At 64.7% G+C, this 17,186-nt stretch carries 20 protein-coding genes and 1 tRNA gene; 17 read left to right on the forward strand and 4 right to left on the reverse strand.

Going from position 1 to position 17,186, the window contains the following annotated elements:
• Nucleotides 1-27: 27 nt before the first annotated feature.
• Together Spa11_RS13350 and Spa11_RS13355 are read right to left on the reverse strand one after the other, a co-directional pair.
• Nucleotides 28-1,812, reverse strand: a complete 1,785-nt coding sequence (locus Spa11_RS13350; protein ID WP_197529384.1) for a serine/threonine-protein kinase — start codon at nucleotides 1,810-1,812, stop codon at nucleotides 28-30.
• Nucleotides 1,805-2,467 (reverse strand): hypothetical protein, encoded by a 663-nt coding sequence (locus tag Spa11_RS13355; protein ID WP_145113038.1) that lies wholly within the window; start codon nucleotides 2,465-2,467, stop codon nucleotides 1,805-1,807. Before Spa11_RS13355 ends, Spa11_RS13350 begins: the two co-directional genes overlap by 8 nt.
• Before the next feature lie 219 nt (nucleotides 2,468-2,686).
• Here Spa11_RS13355 and Spa11_RS13360 point away from each other — a divergent pair, with 219 nt between their 5' ends.
• The 15 genes from Spa11_RS13360 to Spa11_RS13425 all read left to right on the forward strand — a co-directional run bounded on the left by Spa11_RS13360 (nucleotide 2,687) and on the right by Spa11_RS13425 (nucleotide 13,651).
• Nucleotides 2,687-3,019: a hypothetical protein gene (locus tag Spa11_RS13360; protein ID WP_145113040.1), complete on the forward strand. Its 333-nt coding sequence runs from the start codon at nucleotides 2,687-2,689 to the stop codon at nucleotides 3,017-3,019.
• A 74-nt stretch (nucleotides 3,020-3,093) separates the two neighbouring features.
• Nucleotides 3,094-3,387 carry a hypothetical protein gene (locus tag Spa11_RS13365; RefSeq protein ID WP_145113042.1) on the forward strand — a complete coding sequence of 98 codons (294 nt, stop codon included), beginning with the start codon at nucleotides 3,094-3,096 and terminating at the stop codon, nucleotides 3,385-3,387.
• 3 nt (nucleotides 3,388-3,390) lie between these two features.
• Nucleotides 3,391-4,137, forward strand: coding sequence for a vWA domain-containing protein (locus Spa11_RS13370; protein ID WP_145113044.1), 747 nt, complete (start codon nucleotides 3,391-3,393; stop codon nucleotides 4,135-4,137).
• Nucleotides 4,134-5,021 (forward strand): hypothetical protein, encoded by an 888-nt coding sequence (locus Spa11_RS13375; RefSeq protein ID WP_145113046.1) that lies wholly within the window; start codon nucleotides 4,134-4,136, stop codon nucleotides 5,019-5,021. Before Spa11_RS13370 ends, Spa11_RS13375 begins: the two co-directional genes overlap by 4 nt.
• A gap of 76 nt (nucleotides 5,022-5,097) precedes the next feature.
• A complete protein-coding gene (locus Spa11_RS13380) occupies nucleotides 5,098-5,286 on the forward strand; it encodes a hypothetical protein (protein WP_145113048.1) in 189 nt (62 codons plus the stop codon).
• Between the two features lie 93 nt (nucleotides 5,287-5,379).
• Nucleotides 5,380-6,540 carry a hypothetical protein gene (locus tag Spa11_RS13385; protein ID WP_145113050.1) on the forward strand — a complete coding sequence of 387 codons (1,161 nt, stop codon included), beginning with the start codon at nucleotides 5,380-5,382 and terminating at the stop codon, nucleotides 6,538-6,540.
• 208 nt (nucleotides 6,541-6,748) lie between these two features.
• On the forward strand, nucleotides 6,749-7,120 hold the full coding sequence (locus Spa11_RS13390; protein WP_145113052.1) for a hypothetical protein: 372 nt from the start codon (nucleotides 6,749-6,751) through the stop codon (nucleotides 7,118-7,120).
• A 77-nt stretch (nucleotides 7,121-7,197) separates the two neighbouring features.
• The gene (locus Spa11_RS13395; RefSeq protein ID WP_145113054.1) at nucleotides 7,198-7,809 is read left to right on the forward strand and encodes a CAP domain-containing protein; all 612 of its coding nucleotides are present in this window, start codon (nucleotides 7,198-7,200) and stop codon (nucleotides 7,807-7,809) included.
• Between the two features lie 105 nt (nucleotides 7,810-7,914).
• Nucleotides 7,915-8,577 (forward strand): hypothetical protein, encoded by a 663-nt coding sequence (locus Spa11_RS13400; RefSeq protein WP_145113056.1) that lies wholly within the window; start codon nucleotides 7,915-7,917, stop codon nucleotides 8,575-8,577.
• A gap of 93 nt (nucleotides 8,578-8,670) precedes the next feature.
• Entirely contained in the window at nucleotides 8,671-10,104 is a 1,434-nt protein-coding gene (locus Spa11_RS13405) for a type IV secretory system conjugative DNA transfer family protein (RefSeq protein ID WP_145113058.1), read from the forward strand.
• A gap of 233 nt (nucleotides 10,105-10,337) precedes the next feature.
• Entirely contained in the window at nucleotides 10,338-10,940 is a 603-nt protein-coding gene (locus tag Spa11_RS13410; protein ID WP_145113060.1) for a hypothetical protein, read from the forward strand.
• 120 nt (nucleotides 10,941-11,060) lie between these two features.
• Nucleotides 11,061-11,231: a hypothetical protein gene (locus tag Spa11_RS22985; protein WP_197529385.1), complete on the forward strand. Its 171-nt coding sequence runs from the start codon at nucleotides 11,061-11,063 to the stop codon at nucleotides 11,229-11,231.
• Between the two features lie 374 nt (nucleotides 11,232-11,605).
• On the forward strand, nucleotides 11,606-11,959 hold the full coding sequence (locus Spa11_RS13415; protein WP_145113061.1) for a hypothetical protein: 354 nt from the start codon (nucleotides 11,606-11,608) through the stop codon (nucleotides 11,957-11,959).
• A gap of 183 nt (nucleotides 11,960-12,142) precedes the next feature.
• Complete coding sequence (locus Spa11_RS13420; protein ID WP_145113064.1) at nucleotides 12,143-12,997, forward strand: GP88 family protein; 855 nt, start codon at nucleotides 12,143-12,145, stop codon at nucleotides 12,995-12,997.
• A gap of 423 nt (nucleotides 12,998-13,420) precedes the next feature.
• Nucleotides 13,421-13,651, forward strand: a complete 231-nt coding sequence (locus tag Spa11_RS13425; RefSeq protein WP_145113065.1) for a helix-turn-helix domain-containing protein — start codon at nucleotides 13,421-13,423, stop codon at nucleotides 13,649-13,651.
• Here Spa11_RS13425 and Spa11_RS13430 read toward each other — a convergent pair.
• Together Spa11_RS13430 and Spa11_RS13435 are read right to left on the reverse strand one after the other, a co-directional pair.
• Nucleotides 13,641-14,816 (reverse strand): tyrosine-type recombinase/integrase, encoded by a 1,176-nt coding sequence (locus tag Spa11_RS13430; RefSeq protein WP_145113067.1) that lies wholly within the window; start codon nucleotides 14,814-14,816, stop codon nucleotides 13,641-13,643. The genes Spa11_RS13425 and Spa11_RS13430 overlap by 11 nt on opposite strands.
• A 191-nt stretch (nucleotides 14,817-15,007) precedes the next feature.
• Nucleotides 15,008-15,081: transfer RNA gene (locus Spa11_RS13435), tRNA-Arg, on the reverse strand.
• A gap of 124 nt (nucleotides 15,082-15,205) precedes the next feature.
• Between Spa11_RS13435 and Spa11_RS13440 the strand changes: the two genes are divergently transcribed.
• Together Spa11_RS13440 and Spa11_RS13445 are read left to right on the forward strand one after the other, a co-directional pair.
• Entirely contained in the window at nucleotides 15,206-15,649 is a 444-nt protein-coding gene (locus Spa11_RS13440) for a thiol-disulfide oxidoreductase DCC family protein (RefSeq protein WP_145113070.1), read from the forward strand.
• A gap of 131 nt (nucleotides 15,650-15,780) precedes the next feature.
• Complete coding sequence (locus tag Spa11_RS13445; protein WP_145113072.1) at nucleotides 15,781-16,893, forward strand: aldose epimerase family protein; 1,113 nt, start codon at nucleotides 15,781-15,783, stop codon at nucleotides 16,891-16,893.
• The last annotated feature ends 293 nt before the right edge of the window (nucleotides 16,894-17,186 follow it).

Below are 17,186 nucleotides of genomic sequence, written 5' to 3' on the forward strand. Positions count from 1 at the left end.
ATGCGTCGCCGGTCTCTGTCTTCGACGCTAACACGGAACGACCCCCCACCTCAGCCAGCGGACGACCGCGTAGTCGAGCTGCTGTAGCGACCTGCCCCAATCCGTGGCCTCTCCCGGACTAGCGCAAGCAAGAAGGAACGCTCCAGTCACCTTTTCAGGAAATCCGACCGGTATGGCGACACCTGGCCACCGCTCGGCGGCGCTACTCGCGTACGGGACAAACCGAGACTGCAGGGCGGCGAAGTACAACGCGGCGCCCTGTGGCAGCGAGTCGGTGAGGCCCGTTTCGACCGTCTTAAGTGTGTCGCGGGTCCACTGCTCGGCTTCTGGCGCCAGGGCTTTAAGCCGCAGCAGGTCGTCGGTCTGCAACCGCCGTTGGCGGTAGAAGAGCGTCCGGCACTCGTCAGCGCCCTCCCATTCGGTGACCGGCACACAGAGCCGCTCAGCCAGTGGAACGACCTCGTCCATCGCCGTGGTCACGCCGATAATATTGGGTAGAAGGTCTTGCAGCACGGCGAGATCGTCGCTCTCGCCGAGGGTTGTCGTGATGCGTCGCTGCCTCACAGCAAGCGTCCCCAGGGCGACCCCCAACCTCCAGGAGTGGAGTTCCGTGCGTGCGGGCGGTATGTCGTGCTCGGCAGTAGGGTTGCTGAGGACCTGACTGCAAGTCGCGGCGAAGTCGCTTGCCGTTTCAAATCGGCTGAGCGGGTGACGCGAGATCGCAGCCTGGCACAAACGCCGTACGCTCTCAGGGATGTCGTCGGCAAACTTCGGCTCGTGCGAGCCGCCCAGCAGGACCGACATCACGACCGCCTCTTCACGGCCCTTCGGCCTCATCAGCGGTTCACCGACGACCAGTTGGTAGAGGAGCGAACCGAGGGCGTAGACGTCCTGCCGTAGATCGACATCGGCGGCGACACCGACGACCGCCTCAGGGCTCATGAACGGGAGCGTTCCGCCGGGAAACCCCTCGGTAGCGGTTGTCGGGTTGTCGATCCTCGACACGTTGAAGTCGATGAGAGTCGCTTTCTCGGATCCATCGACCAGGATGTTGTCTGGCTTCACGTCACCGTGGACGTAGCCTGCCTGATGCAGATCGTCGAGGACCTCCGCCACTTGGATGACGAGCGGCAGCGCCTCCTCGAACGACAGACGCCCCCGGTCTTCAAGCGAATCCCCGGTAACAAGCTCTGTGACAAGCACGGGCCCGCGCTCGGCTTCGAGTAGATCGACAAACCGAGGAACGCCTGGATGTGAGAGCGAAGCGAGCACGGCCGCTTCTTTGCGGATCGCCTCGCTGAAGCGTTCATCGTCTTCAACCTCAAGCGGAACCTTGACCGCAACATTGCGGCTTTCGGCCGTGTCGCAGGCCTCGTAGACGACTCCCACCCCCCCTCCACCGAGGCGGCGTGTGAGTTGGTACCGGCCGGCGACTACTTGGCCCAGGCTGTATCGGTCTTTGTCGGCTCGTAGACCGAGTTGATCCGCCGGGACGCCGAAGGACTCGTAGTCTCCCCAGCGAGGCCGCCCGCGGCTATCGACCTGGTCACGGTAGACCATGCGAAGAAGTTCGCCCGACGCCCAAACCGTCGAAGGGAATCGTGGGTCGCCCTGCTGAGTCTTCAGCCAAGCAATGTCAAACCCCAGGTGCTCTACGGCGCACAGCAGCAGGGAGCTAGCGACGTCACAGCGACTCTTGGGGTCGGGCCATCGCTCCACCCAGCCGCCGACATCGGGAAGCGGGTCGGCTTGGACCGCTCGCTCGAAGGCGAGCAGGTACTCCAGGCTGTCTGGCTCTTGCGTGTCACTCATCGGCTTGGGCGTTCTTGCTGAGTTGCTTACCGAGAATTGCCTTCCGCTTCTTAAGGATCTGGCGGATTGAGCTTTGCGAGTAACCGAGGGGCAACTCGCCATTTTCATCCTCGGTCACGAGAGGACGGATCATCTCTCGGATCTCCCCCGGAGAGTACTCAAGGAGGAGGCCGAGCACGACGATCGCTCGGCGCGGCTCGTCCGGCTCCTCGAAAAGACACCGCACCGTTTGGATCGCCAGCTCGCTCGCAACTGCCTTGTCAACGGGACTAGCGACAGAGCTTTCCGCACGCGGCGTTTCGTCGGTGGGCGTTTCTTTCTTGATGTCCCGCTTCTGCGCTTGTTCGTGCGCGGCGGCGTTAGCGACTTTCCGATTCACGTGGGCGCAGAGGTACATCTCGAACTCTTTTCGGCTGGCGATTCGCGCGGGAGCGGTAGCGGCGTTCTCCAGGCAGCTAGTGAGCGCTTCATGAGCGATCGAGGTCGGCGTCCGGCGCGCCTTGAGCATCGGCCCCATCTGCTGGGCGGCGAGCGCCCGCGCTCTGTTCAGGTAATAGTCGTAGAGGTCGGTGTAGGCGTCTTCCGCTTCGCGGGCGGATCGGCGCCCCATATGCGTCTTGCCGATAAGGTCGGTGATCGGGGTGGGCTCTTTCATAGTCGCTCGGAGTTTTTTTGAGAAAGTTCTGCGCGCGGCGCGCGTTCTCCGGATGAGTTGGGTGGAGGGCGAACGCAGCAGCCCTTCACCGCCACGAACTTAGCGAGCCCTGCTCGGTTCGCCAAGCAATCCCGATAAGACTCACCAATCCCTGCTTGCACGGCCCCGCTCTTAGAGCGATTACCGCCCGGCCGGGAACGCCGTCACCGAGCGTCGAATATGCGTCACCTCCCCGAAAACTACCTTCCTGGTGACCAGCTTGAGGTCACGGTCAATGTTAAGGCCGAACTTGTCGAGAGCGAAGCGACCGACGACGGCCGGCTCCTGACCGTACGGGTTCTTGGCGTCAAGAACCGCTCCAACGGCATGCCCGTGCTCTGGAACGCCAGGCCCAACGGCGCCCTCGAATTCGTTGTCGAGGTGGGCGCCAAGCAGCGTCTGCTCGCCGTGGGGCTCAGCGCCCGCCAGCGAGAGAGCCTCAAAGAGCGGCTCGCCGGTCTGACGGCCGACGAGGCGAGCGAGCTGGTGGCCGAACTGGCGCTCGACAAGTAAGCGAAGAACACCGCCCGAGCGACTCCCAAGGATTCTTCACATCTCACCCCTTTCCCCTTAGCCCTAGTAACACTATGCCCACGACAACCCCCAATCGCCCGGCGTACAAATCGCAGGCCGGCCCACTGCAACTCTCGACCTGGGCGAACGAGCTGCCGGACGGCGCCGTCGGCCATGTGACTTACCTCACTCGCAGCTACCAGCTGCCGCCCGAAAAGCGCGAAGGGGCGGATGACGACGGCTGGCGCAAGACCAACGGGCTCCGCAAGTGGGACCTACTCGCTGCCTCGGAGATGCTGCGGCTGGCCTACCTGCGGGTCTGCATGCTGGAGCTGCTGAACACGCTCAACGACGAAGAGGAGGGTTGAGCGATGAGCCCCAAAAACTTCTTGCACAGTCTCCGCCAAACGCTGACACCCCCGTCCGGCGCCAACGCTTTGGTCCCGGTCAGTAAGTACGATGGCCCTCCGCTTCTCTCGGGCCAAGTGAGCTTGTCGCTCCTGGTGGACACGTCCCCGTCGCTCGACGAGTACATCCAGCGTGTCCGGGAGGGCGCCCAGCAGTTCGTCGATCAGGTGCGGACGGACGCTTGGCTGCGGGAGCGGGTCGCCGTCTCGGTGTGGTCGCTCGCCGATAGCCGCCCCGCCGCGTTGATGGCCGATTGGGTCCCGGCGTCCCAACTGAAAATCCCCGAGCTCCCTCGCTGCGGTCACACGCCCCTTTGCGGAGCGATCAGCCAGACGCTCGACCACGCGGTCGCCCGCGGAGCGTCCCTGTCGCGTGAGCGTCATTGCGACCAGGCGATGAACCTGGTGTTTGTGATGAGCGACTTCTTGCCGACCGACGCCCAGGACCAGCAAGCTCTGATGGAATCGTCGCTCCGCCAAGCGGCCGAGGCGGGCGTGCTGCTCTTCCCGCTCACGGTCGGCGACGTGGATAAGAACTTCGCAGAGTCGGTCGCGCAGCCGGGCAGGCCCCCCCTGGCGCTCGACAGTGTTGACGACTTCACCACCTTCTTTAAGGCCCTGAGACGCAGCCTCCGGCGGCACTCGATGTCGATGCCGGGTGCGCCGTTGCAGCTGGAGTACCGGGGGTGTTCGCTTCGGTTGGACCGATGAAGGTTCTCCACCGCAACGCCCAAGCCCCCACAACGCTCGGGGCGACGGTCGGCGTCGGCGGCTACGGCGCCGCCTACGAAGGCCCGACGGGCTCGCATGTGTACAAGCTTGGCGAGGTTGACTTCGGCAAGGTCGCGCACCTGATCGCCAACCGAGTCGTGCCAACCATGCAGGGATACTGCTACGCATGGCCGGAGGCGGTCTGCCTAGACCCCGTGAGTGGATACCCGTGCTGCTACGCGATGCAAAAGGCCAACGACGGCGTTGAGACCGAGATGCTGTTCTCAGGGTTGCAAGTCCCGGAATGGTTTCGGGTGCGGGTCGTGCTGAACCATGTGCGGTCTCTTATCGACCTTGAAGCGGCCGGTTACCGACGGGGCGACCTCCCCAACTCGCTGTTCCACCGGGACGCGTCAATCACCGAGATCGACCTCGATTCGCTGCAAGTGAACCACCCCGGCGCCACTTACCACAGCGGCGCGGCCAAAGTGACCACCGCACCGCCCGAGGTCCTCGAACATTACCAGCAAGGGGGCGGCCCGGGTTTCGAAACCACGCGAGAGCACGACGCCTGGGCGTTTGCGAGCCTAGCGTGGTTGGTGCTGATGCGCGGCGAGCACCCGTTCGACGCCGTCCCGGTCGGTGCCGGAGCGGCGGCCAACCTCACCCAGCGGGTGCTCGCTGGTCAATGGCCCCACGACCCGAACTGCGCCACCGCCGAGCCGCGTCCCGGCTCACTGCCGCTGTCGTATCTCGATCCGTCGCTTCAGAGCCTGTTCCGGCAGACGTTTGTTGACGGTCACCCAAACCGCGACCCCCGTAACCGCCCGACGCTCCAGGCGTGGGAGAAAGCGCTCCAGCCGCTCGACATCCTGACCCCATGACACGGCTCCCGACCAACCAGTGGCAAGCGCTCAAGAACGGCCAGTCGCTGCCCGGCGCCGGGGACCGGGATTGGAGTTGGACGAAGTTGACTTGCTGGGGCTTGCTGCTTGGCGGCCTTGCGGCCGCTTCGTGCTGGGTGCTGGCGCCAAACGGCGTGGCGTCGGCCATCGAGAGAGCGGCGTTGGCGTCAACAACCGCTCTGAGGGGAGTCGGTGTGGTGACGAGAGAGTCACCGGCGCCGACGACAACGCCAACTTGGCGTGAGCATCAACTGAACGTGGAGTTTTGCGAGATCCCCCCTTCCGGCCCGGGTGAAACGCCTGGGCTTTGGAACGAAATCCTCTGGAGAACTGAACGATGAAGCGACTACTACTCACTTTGCTGCTCGTGTCGTCCTGCCCGCTGGCGGTTCGGGCCGACGACCTGGAGACCCTCACCGACGACCAACTTTCCGAAGTCAGCGACGGTTGGCGTCGGCAGATCGAGGTCGACCAACAAGAGGCCGATCGGGCGTTCGTCCGGCTCGACCGGGCTATCGCGATGATCACCGATAAGCCGGGTCTTGGTGAAGCGATGACGCTCCTGGAGCTTAAGGAGGTCGTCGGGTTGCTGCGGAAACTGGCCCCGGAGGTCGTCGCTGCCCACGAGGGCGCGGTTGACGCGACCCGCGGCTTCGGGGAGACGCTGCAGACAGCGGCGCCGGTCTTGGCAGAGTCGGCCAAACGGTTCCGCCAGTACGCCGCCAACGAGACTTACAACGACCTGCGGGATGACTACAAGACGTGGGCGGATTTCTTCGACGCCCTCGCTACGCGTTACCAGTTGCAGGGGGAAACGACCGGTCCGGCCGTCCAGGCCTTAACCTTTAATCTGCACTACGTCCGTCGCACGGGGCTGATGCTCAAGCGGATCGACGAGCACCTGAACGTACCCGAACTCGATGAAGCCGACACCGAGCGTTTCTTGCGTCGCTTGGCCGTGTATGTCCGCGGGTTCACCGACCTCCGCGAGCGTCTCCGGGTTCTGCATGCCAAGACCGTGGATGGCGTCGAGGACGCTCCAGCCGCATCGGAGCCGGCGGGCTCGGAGGCGCTGAGCGCAGACCCGGCGTCGCTGCGGCCAAGCCCAGGGGTTCCTTTGGCGACTTCGGCCGCCCATCGACCCAGCGGCGCCGAGGGATTCTACAGCGGGGTTTGGCTCCTGGCGTCGGCCGATGGGTCTTTAGAGGTAACGGTCTCACCCGAGAACGGTCGGCTCCTGGTTGAGCTGGCCGGTCAGCACGAGCAGCTAGAAGCGGCGCGAGGAGAGATTCGTGTCGAGGCGACTGGCGCGTCGCTAGTGGGCTTGGCGTACAAGCCGATCGGCTGTGACTGGGTTGAGGTCGGCGACTACGCTCTCGACTCAGAAAGCGAAGATACGCTGTCCTTTCTCTGCCCGGTTGTCAGCGGCAACTTCGAGGAGGGTTTCGCGGCGACCGATCGGATCACCCGCCACGAGCTGCGTCGACTGAGTCGCTAACCCTGGTGCGGAGGTCGCCCTGGCCGCCCGTTCTAGCTGTTACCTGTGCGTTGTCTGTTGTTTGTTTGCCTTAAGCCGCTTTTTGGTTTGGGTGCTCTTTTGAATGTTGTCCCGCCCCGGCCGCTTGCGAGCGTCTGGTGGGGAGCAACAAACCGGTCGTCTTCTCGCTCCCCAAGAGTCAGAGACGACCTATCTGAAAGGAGCAACCATGTCGCTATTTAGCAACAAAAAACCGAACCGAAGCGCCTACCAACCGACCGAGTCCGCCCGGGTCAACGAGTCGACCGAGGTCGATCTGTTCGTCGCCGACAACGGGACGTACTGGGGCCTCTCACGGGTGAACCCCAACGGGGGACGCTCGTACCGGCTCTTGAAACCGGAGCAGTGTCGGGACGCCGTCGAAGCGGTGGGGTTTATGGCGCAGGTCTTCGCCAAAGACCCCAACTGCGCGCCCGATCTCAAGGCCGAGCTCAGCGCGCTGAGCGCCCGTCTTGAGACGGTCGTGGCGGAAGTGAAGGAGCTGGCGGCGCCGAACGGCGAGACCAGGCCGAGTGGCCTGCTCGCGGCCTTCGGAGGCTAACAACAACACCGGAGTCCGGGTCCCTGCCATTTGGCAGGGGCTCGGCTCCTCTTTGGAACTCGACGATGAGCCCTACCATGTCTCCTGCTGAATTCGACAAGTCGCGTCCCCGCCGTATCGTTGTGCTGCCGCTGCCGGTTTGGAGGCTCTGGGCCCTCGCGGAGGCAGTCCGAAGCGTCGTCATGCTGCTATGCCGGCTGGTGAACGTCGCGCTGGCCAGCCGTCACGACGCCCAAACTTCCCAGGTCGCCGCCGGGCATCAAGACCGGAGATGCCGCCAAGTTGCCGAGCAGGTCTTTGAACACCTGAACGCCTACCGGCAAGCCAAGGGCCTGAGGCCGCTCCGGTGGAACGCGCGACTCGAAGCATCGTCGCTCTACCAGTCGAACCGCATGAGCGAGCTGGGAGAGTTCGCCCACGTCCTGAGCGATGGCGTTGAGCTGAACGAGCGTGTGGAGCGGTTTGGGTATCGCTACCGGTCTTGCGGCGAGAATCTGTTCTGGCTGCTCGCACCGACGAAGGGGATGGCCGAACTCGCCTGGGCCATGCACGACGGCTGGGTCCACAGCCCCGGGCACGAGGCCAACCTTGTTGGCGATTGGGTGGAGGTGGGCGTTGGCGTCGTCCCCGACGGCGAAGGGGGGTACTACGCCACGCAGAATTTCGGGCGTCCGGCGACGCCGTTCTGAGCAGCGCGCCGCACGCCTCGCAACCCGCCACTGCCCAACGACTTACCACCACAAACGACTCCCGACCGGCACCCCCACCATCTCGCCGAAACCCCACACCGAACGATGTCGATCTCCAGGCCACCGTCAACGTCCAATCGCCGCCGACCGGCGGAGCAGTACGCCGAGCGTGACCGGGCGATGCTGCGGGCGACGCTGCGTTACCAGGTGCTGGTGGCGGCGATGGCGTCGGCGAAATTCCTGGAAGGGAAGCAAGCGGGTCACGTCTTGAGGCGGTTCGAGGCAAAGGGGTGGCTTCAGCTAGAGACCGCGGCGATCCCCGGTGGAGTGACGTACGCGACGCTGACGGCGGTCGGCGCCCGAGAGGTCGGCGTGACCTACCGGCCACGGCCGCTGGGGGCGGCAAGGCTCGACGCGGCGCTGGCTGTGGCCGGGTTCTGCCTGCTGGACGCCGGAAACGCGAAGAGCCGAACCCGACTCACGCCGCAAGAAGTGAATCGGCTGGACGCCGGGCTGGCGGCCAACGTCCCGCATGTGCTGACCGACGAGTTTGCCGCTGCGGGGGGCGGAGAGCCAAGCCTAGTAGTGCTCCGCGTGCTGCTCGCGTCCTCGGGCAAAACCGAAGCGGGTCGTGGAGAAAGCGGCCGAGGCGTTCCGAAAGGCGGTCGCCAATCCGAAGAGCCGGCCGTGGGTCGAGTCGGGAGACCTGGGGGTAGCGGTCCTCGGACATACGCCCGAACGGGTCGGTCAGCTCGCCGAAGCGATTAGCGACGATGACCGCTTTCGAGGTGAGCGGGTGGTTGTCGGGCTCGGGCCGACGAGTGAGTCGCTTGCGGCGGTCTTAAGGCGGGGGTCGGCGTCATGATCATCGCTCCCCCGAAGCCGGTACCAGCGAACCACATCCGTTTCGGGATGACCGACACGGTCCCCTTGGACCTGTTGCTCGACCAGCTGCGCGAGAAACACTTCGCTATCGCCGGGCCCACGGGCCAGCGCAAGACGCTGTTTGCGTTGTCTGTCTTGAAGCAGTTTGTCGCCCTGCCCGAGGACGTTTGTGTCTACGTGGACCTGGGCGGCGATCCGGTTGCTTACTGGGTCTTGGCCGACGCGGCCAAGAAGGCGGATAAGCCGGTCTACTTCTTCTCGCTCAACAACCTCCACGACACGGTCAGCTGGGACCCGGTGCTAGGAACACCGGCCTACGCGGTCGATACGACGGTCGCTTCGTCAGGCGTCGCCACGGGTCTTGAGCTGCTGCACGGCTCGGGCTACGGGCGTTCGTTCTACGGCCGGCTTAACCAACGCGAGGTGGACTCCGCCTTCGACAACCTGATCGCCGCCAAGGGGAGGCTCCCCTCCTTCCCGGAGCTTGTCCGCGAGCTGAGCCGGATGGGGGAAGCGAGCCGCAACGCCAAGCACGTGAGCGAAGCATTCCTCGCCGCCGAACGCCTGCTCCGTTACGACGCCCTGACCGGCAAACGCCCGCGCAAGCTCGACCTCGGCCAAGCGATCGACGAGGGGGCGGTCATCTACTTCTACCTGCCGACGGCGCTGCGTGAGGAGGCTTCCCGCTCGGTCGCCTCGATGCTCATGCGCGCCGTGATGGCCCAGTGCGAGCACCGCTGCGAGGAGGGGCTCCCCAAACGCTACGTTCACCTCGGAGTCGATGAGTACCCGCAGGTCGCCGCCTCCCGTGGCGCCGTCGATAGCGCGATGGTGCTCGCTAGGAAGTGGTCGCTCACTATCTGGGCTATTTTTCAGGACGACACGCAGCTCGTCACCCCCGAAGGAGACCTTCGCTCGATTATCCGCAGCCAGTGCCAACGCATCTTGTTCGCCCGCGAGTCGGAGGAAGAGATCAAGGAACTCCGCGAACGGAGCCGCGATGTGCTGCGAGACGACACGAGCCAGTCCCTGCGTGGTCTCTCTCACTCCACCTCCGTTCGGCAAGTGCTCGAACCGGCGATAAGCCGCAACGACGTGCTCGAACTCTCCGGCGTCGCGATGCGGGCCTACGCCGTGCTCCGACTGGGCGACAAGCACCGCGATCCGATCCCCTTCACGATCATCCCCCCCACGGCCTCGCCCGCCGAACACGACCTTCTTAAGCGCAAGAAGCTCCCCCGCTATACGCCCGCAAGTGGCGCAGCGCCGGCCGAGCCAACAACCGACCCCCTCACCCTTCGGCAGGCCGAGCGACGCAAGCGGCTGCAAGACCTGCACCATCAGGTACGGGTCGAGTTGTCGTGGCGGCTGCGGAGCGACTCCCCCTCGTCGTCGGAGGGCGCCGTATGACCCCTCGCCACCAGTACGCCGCATGCGCCCGCTGCACGGTCAAGCTGTTCGCCCCCCAACCGGTCGATGCGTGTCCGCGGTGCGGCTGGCCAATGCTCGCCGCGTCCGACGTGCGACCGCCGTGGGATGGTCGGGCGGCGCGCGGTGGCGGTCGAAGCATTCTAAGTCCGCGCCACAGCGCGCGTTGCGACTTGCGCGCTGCGCTCGACGACCAGAAAGACGGTTCCCCGCCCATGCGACCCGAAGCACAAGCCCTCATCGAAACGCTTGCGAGACGTTGCCGTGTGCTTACCATCCATCAGGCCGCCGCGGCGTTCTACGGCGGTCGGCGGCGGCCGGTCGAGTCGGCTTACAGCGCGGTGCAAACCCTCCAGAAGCACGGCCTGGTGAGCACGTTGCGGGGCAGCCTCGGCGTTGTTGACCCCGTGGCGCCGCTGCTGCGTTGGGGGTTGACCGATGGTAAGCCCAACCTAGCCACCATCGCCTGGGCAAACGAGCGACGTTGGCGAGACGCCAAGCCGCGACCGACGCTCTGCGTGTTCGCGACCGACAAAGGACGGCTCGCGTTTGGCGGCGCCTGCCGCCCGTCCCGCGACCATGAGCGGGAGCACGACTTGGCGGTTGCGGCGGTCTACCTGCAACTGCTCGGTAGCGTCGGTGTCGCCGCGTGGCGCCACGAAGACGCCTTCCCGCCCCGTGCGGGCGAGCGTCCCGACGCGACTTATGAGCGCGATGGCGAAACGGTCACCGTCGAGGTGCTCGGCCGCGGCTACACGCGACAGAAGATCGAAGCGGTCTGGCGGGCCTACCGCGATGGCCCGCTCGAACTCTGGTGAGGTGTTTTATCCGGCTCTGTGAGGCGCGCTCACCGACCGGCATAACGCGTGCGGGCTTCCAGGACTTCTTGACCGTGGTCGAGTCGTTCCTTGCGCCCGCCAATATTAAGAGGACTGACTATGAGCACAAACCAAGGAAAAAAGCGAACCCCACACCCCCGTGTGCGGCTTCTGTTGATGGCGTTTGGAGTCGGCGACGTTCTTATCGGACTCGCCCGGCTGCCCGACGAGCTGATGCGTGAAGCGGTTCTTGGGGTGGGGCGGCTGCTCGCACAGTGCCTCCCCTGGTGACTGGGCCGCGGCCTGGTCGCTTCCCCTACTCCCCATCGTCCCAAGTCACTGCGGTGGCTTGGGCGACGGGGCCCTACGGGGGGACGAGAACCCTCACAACGTCTTCTTCGTGAGACACAACGCACCACAACCGAGCCTGAGTAACGCCGGACACCAGTCGGTCGTTTGGACTTGGTGGTAACGACCGCCCGCGGAGCGTCGGGCAACCCCTTCCCCCAAAAGCCAAACTCGCAACTACCCCAAACCGACAGGAGGAGCGTCACGCCGCTGGAGGCGCCCCCCACCCTTCGCTGACCAACGACCCCATGCCGATTCCGCCCAACGAGCGATTCACGACGCCTCTCGGCGCCCTACCTGAACGAGAAATCCTTACGATGCCCCCGAAGCCGAAACCGACCCGTATCCGCTGGATGTCGATGCCGCTGAACGACACAAACGCTGAGCGTCAACCCGACCGCGTCGTCATCGACGGCGTGCTGACGCTCTTCGACTCGGGCGCCGTGGTGATCGGCAACCGCTGGTTCCGCGGCAACTGGTTGCTTGGCCGTTGGGGCGCCGAGCCGATCGACTACACCTTCCCCGGCGGCCACGCGCATCGGGACCGTCACAGCCAGCGGCTCGTGGTCCGCACGGGCGGCCCCAACCGGCAGGCGCTGGTGTACGAGTTCTCGGGGCTAACGCCTTTACTGGCCGGAGCGTGGCGCCGCTGCGTGCCGCAGTACCTCTAGCCCGATCCGCTAACCAAGGAGTTTTGTTCGGTGACGCCCGTGTTGGTTTTTCTGCCTGTCGCGTTCTCGCTCTTGTCTCCCCAAGCCTTGGCCCTTTGCGTTCTTACGTCTGGGGCGAGGGAGTTGGGCAAGGCGGCCGCCTCCCCTCGGTGGACTACGGGCCGCCAAAAGGACAGAACGCTTATGACCAGACAACCAACCGCTTCACGACTCCGGGTGCTCCGAACGGGGGACCCGCAGTCGATGTTTCACTACCACAACCCCAAGGAGATCCTTGAGCGACTGGGGCCGCCGTGGCGGCTCTTGTCGTCGTCCGCCAAGACCGAAAAGTCCCGCGGCGTGGGGGTGCTCTCGCGGGTGCTCTATCTCACGCCCGGGGTCTTCTGCCCCCGGGCGACGGAGGGTTGCCTCCGGGTCTGCCTGGGGCATGCGTCGGGGCGGATGACGATGCTGCAATCGGCCAACGCCCGCGACCGCCGCACGGCGCTCTACGCCGAAGACCAGGAGCACTTCCTGGACCTTCTTCGCTGCGACTTGCGGCTGCTCAGGGAAGACGCGCGACGGGAAGGGATGACTCCCGCCGTTCGGCTCAACGGAACAAGCGACATCCCGTGGGAGACTTTGCATGGTGAACTGTTTGCCGAATTCGATGACCTCGAATTCTACGACTACACCAAAGTCCCCTCGCGGGTCCGCCAGTTCCTCTTGGGCCGACGGGGCCTATCCGACTTCCCGGCCAACTACCACCTCACGTTTTCGCACAGCGAGACCAACGCGGCCGAGGCCCGTTCTCTGCTGGACGAGGGCGCCGGGGTGGCGGTCGTCTTCTGGCCGAGTCTGCCCGAGACCTACGGGACTTTCCCCGTGGTCGACGCTGACAAGCACGACGCGCGGTTCCTCGACGACGAGCAAGTTCCCACAAGGGGCGGCTACATCGTGGGGCTCCGCGCCAAGGGGATCGCCCGGGAAGACCTCTCGGGGTTTGTGGTGCAACGGGCCGGCGAGCCGGTCTACCTGAAACGAGGCGCAGCGGCGTGACCGAACCGGGGGAGGGATTTCTGCTAAGGGGCTCCCTCCCCCACCTTTCAACTAATCCCTGCAAGCAACAGGAGCGTAACGACAAGCCCCTCAAATTTCGGCAACGGACCAAGTTTGTTTCTGGCGGTCTCTCTTCCGACCCCGCTTCAAGCGGACGCCCTCCGGATCACGCCCGACCAGAGCGATTCGTGACCGTCCAGTGAGGGGTGGGCTTGTCACCCCCGAAGCGAGCGCCGCGTAACGCGGCCTCGTCTCCCTTTTGAACCAACCCCAACAGAGTTTTCGGTAAGCCCCTCCGCCGTCGCCCTCGCCTCGGCCCTTCACCTCCGGCTGAGGGCCGTGGCGAGGGCAGAGGCGCGAGGGGCGGCGTCCCCTCTGTCGAGCCCGAGCGGAGGTTCGGTACGACTTCCAACCCAATCGTTAATGAACACGGTCCGCGCAACCGCCGAGAAGCTAGGCGTTTCTGAGAAGACCGTACGCGGATTGATTCAGGCCGGGCGTATAGAGCACCACCGGGTCGGCTTGGGACGCGGGGTCATCCGCATCACCGATCAGGCCATCTCCGACTATTTGCAGAGCACTCGGGTCGGCCTCTCTGAATCGAGTGCTTCCGACCGCCAACCCCGTCAACGGCTCAAGCACCTCAAGCTCTAGCCGTCGCCCGCTTGGCTTCGGCCAGCATGAACTTCGGGTTCTTTGAGACGTGCTGGTAGGTCTTCGCGAGCGTCGAGGGGTCCGAATGCCCCATCAGTTCCGCCACCGTCACCGAATTGACACCCCGCTGCAACGCGTTGGTCGCCCACGTATGTCGAAGAGCGTACAGCGAGTACCGGGGGACGAGCGTGGCCGCCAACCGCTTGGTGAGCTTCTGACGCGCCTCGGTCCGAAGCTCGGCTGGCCGCTTCTCCCGCAGCACGCCCTTCTCCATCTTCGTCTTCTTGAGCGTCTGGACAAACGCCTCGACCTCGTCGTCCGGCACGGTGACGCCCCGCTCGGCCATCACCGCCTTGCCCATCCGCTGACGAATCCGGTCGAATGCGCAGTTGACCGTGTCGGCTGTCCAAGGTCTGCCGCTGCTGTTGCAAAACAGATTCCCTACGGGGTGGCTGAGCATCAGCTTGCGGGTGATGAAGAGCGCCTCGTCGGTCAGGTAGACGACCCGGGCACACCGCTCGCCTTTCGTCTCGCTCGCCGGGATGATCCAGCGCTGGTTCTCCAGGTCAACGTGGCTCGCCCGGACGATGAGCGATTCCTGGGGGCGACAGCCGGTTTCCCAAGTCACCGTGATGAGGTCCTTGAGCGAGTCGGGGCTCGCGAACCGGAGCAGTTCGATGTACTCGGCGTCGGTCAGGCAGACCTCGCGGCTCTCGGCCCCCGGGAGTTCCAGGTCTTCGATGGGGTTCGTGTCGATGTAGCCCATCTTCTTGGCCCACCGCACGCACCGCTTGACGGCCCGCATGTGGTTCCGCCGCGAGTTCTTCGAGAGGTGACCGTAGCCGTCGACCCACTTCTGGACATGGAACGGCCTGAGCTGGTCGATGCGGAGGTTCGGGTGCAGCGAGCAGAACTTTTGCAGCAGGTCGCGGTAGAAGGCGAAAGTCGCCTCGGCGTTGTTCTTCGCGACGAAGTCCAGGAAGTCGTCGGCGGTCCCGGCAAACAACTTGCCGCTGACCTGACGCCGCTCTTTCGGCTGTGTCATCAGCCGATGGAACTCGGCGTACGCGTCGTCTTTGTCTGTGCCAAGCGCGTACTGCTTGCCCTCGATGGTGACCCACCACCCCCGGCCCTTGCGCAACCAGGGCTTCGGTTTCTTCGGCATCTCGCAAACCCTCCAGTCGGAAACTAGGTCCAACGGAGCGAACCGCAGGGTTTGCTTCAGCCGGGGGCTTGGGTGAGCGGCAACTCACCTGAGCCCCCATCCTATTGCCTGAGCAACGGGATACCGTGACAAATACCGTGACAACTCGAAAAGAGAAAAACGACCGTCGTCGTAAGTCTTTTGGTAGCAAGTGACCCCGGCTGGATTCGAACCAGCAACCTTCGGCTTCGGAGGCCGACGCGCTATCCAATTGCGCCACGGGGCCCGGGCGAGCCCTGTAGCGTATCCCCAGGGGCCGTTTGCCGCAACGCCCGGCACCACTCGCCGATTGAGGCGGCGGGCCTATAGTTCGACGTTGAACCCGCGCATCCGGACTTATTTCCCACACCATGCCCCTCCAGCCACCGCCGCCGACCGCCCCGCCCGTCGGACCCTACGAGGTCGAGGTCTTCTTCGACGGCGACTGCCCCCTCTGTCGCCGCGAAATCGCGATGATCCGGCGTTGGGACAAACGGGAGCGGGTCCGATTCACCGACATCGCCGATGCGGACTTCGACGCCGCCGCTTACGGGGTGACTCAGGACCGCCTGATGGCCGAGATCCACGGCCGCGACGCCCAAGGGAACTGGCTTGTCGGGGTCGAGGTGTTTCGGCGGCTGTACGCGGCGGTTGGCTGCGGCTGGATCGTCTCGGTGACGCGATGGCCGGTTATTCGCCCGGCTCTCGACGTCGCTTATCGCCTCTTTGCACGCCAGCGGTTGCGTCTCACGGGGCGTTGCGAAAAAGGCGTCTGCGAGACTCCGGCGGCGGGCCAAAACCGACGGGCTACTTGACGGGGCAGGGCGCTGGTGGCGATCCTCGACGGATCGGATGACTCGTCAGTCAGGGGCTCGACGCCGCTGGCGCCACAATCTGTCGGCAATTGCCCTTGTCGCTGCCCGTTCCCACTCTGAGTAGAACCGCCATGATGATCCTGCGCACCGCCGCCCTCGCCACGCTCGCCATCGCTTCGGTGGCGCCGGCCGTCGAGGTCGCTGAATTCGGAAAGACTCCCGGGGGAGAGATGACCCACGTTTACACGCTCGAGAACAAGAGCGGCATGAAGGTGAAACTGCTCGACCTCGGCGCCACGCTGATGGCCGCCGAAGTCCCCGACAAGGAAGGCAAGACGGCCGATGTGCTCTTCGGCTTCGACGACCCCGCCAAATACCTCAGCGATGACAACCAGTACTTCGGCAACGTCGTTGGTCGTTACGGCAACCGCATCGCTAAGGGTAAGTTCACGCTGGACGGCAAGGAGTACACGCTCGCCACGAACAACCCCCCCAATCATCTCCACGGCGGCGGCGACCGCGCGCTATCGAAGGTCGTCTGGAAGGGAGAGAAGTCGGACGCCGACAACTCGGTCACCTTCTCGTACACCAGCCCCGACGGCGAAGAGGGCTACCCCGGTGAGCTGAAGGCTCAGGTCACGTACACGCTCACCGATGACAACGCGGTGCGGATCGAGTACGAGGCGACCACCGACAAGCCGACGGTTCTCAACCTTACCAACCACGCTTACTTCAACCTCAGCGGGGCCGGCTCGCCGACGATCAACGACCACGTCGTGACGCTCTACGCCGACCACTACACGCCGGTTGACGACACGCTGATCACCACCGGCGAGATCGCCAAGGTGGAAGGCACGGCGCTCGACTTCCGCGAGCCGCACGCCATCGGCGATCGCGTCGATTCGTTCGGCGACGCCGAGGGCGCTGGCTACGACCACAACTTCGTGCTGAACAAGACGCCGTCCGACGTCGAGGGACTGCACAAGGCCGCGACCGTCAAGGACCCCAAGTCGGGCCGTGTGCTGACGGTCCTCACCGACCAGCCCGGCGTGCAGTTCTACGGCGGCAACTTCCTCAAGGGCCAGACCGGCAAGGACGGCAAGACCTACGCGCACCGCAGCGGCTTCTGCCTCGAAACCCAGCACTACCCCGACTCGCCGAACAAGCCCGACTTCCCGAGCGTCGTGCTGCGTCCCGGCGAGACGTACACGCATACTTGTGTGTACGCGTTCTCGGCGGAGTGAGGGACGCGGTTAGCGGTTAGCGGTTAGCTAAACGAAAAGGCCCGGGCAGTGCCCGGGCCTTTTTTTGATTCACCACAGAGACGCGGAGGGCACGGAAGGCACGGAGGACGCACCGAGGATTTCTCTCGGTGCTTTTCTCCGTGCTCTCCGTAGTTTCTTAAAAGACGATCGTTAGCAGTTAGAGCATGCTTCACTTGGCCGTAGCTTTTCTAGCCTCGCTCTGATCCACGGAGCAACGTGGAGACGTCTCGCGCAGAGACGCAGAGGCGCAGAGCTGGATGCCTTCAAGACTC

The sequence above is a fragment of the Botrimarina mediterranea genome (genome assembly GCF_007753265.1).
In the GTDB taxonomy this organism is placed as follows: Bacteria; Planctomycetota; Planctomycetia; order Pirellulales; family Lacipirellulaceae; genus Botrimarina; species Botrimarina mediterranea.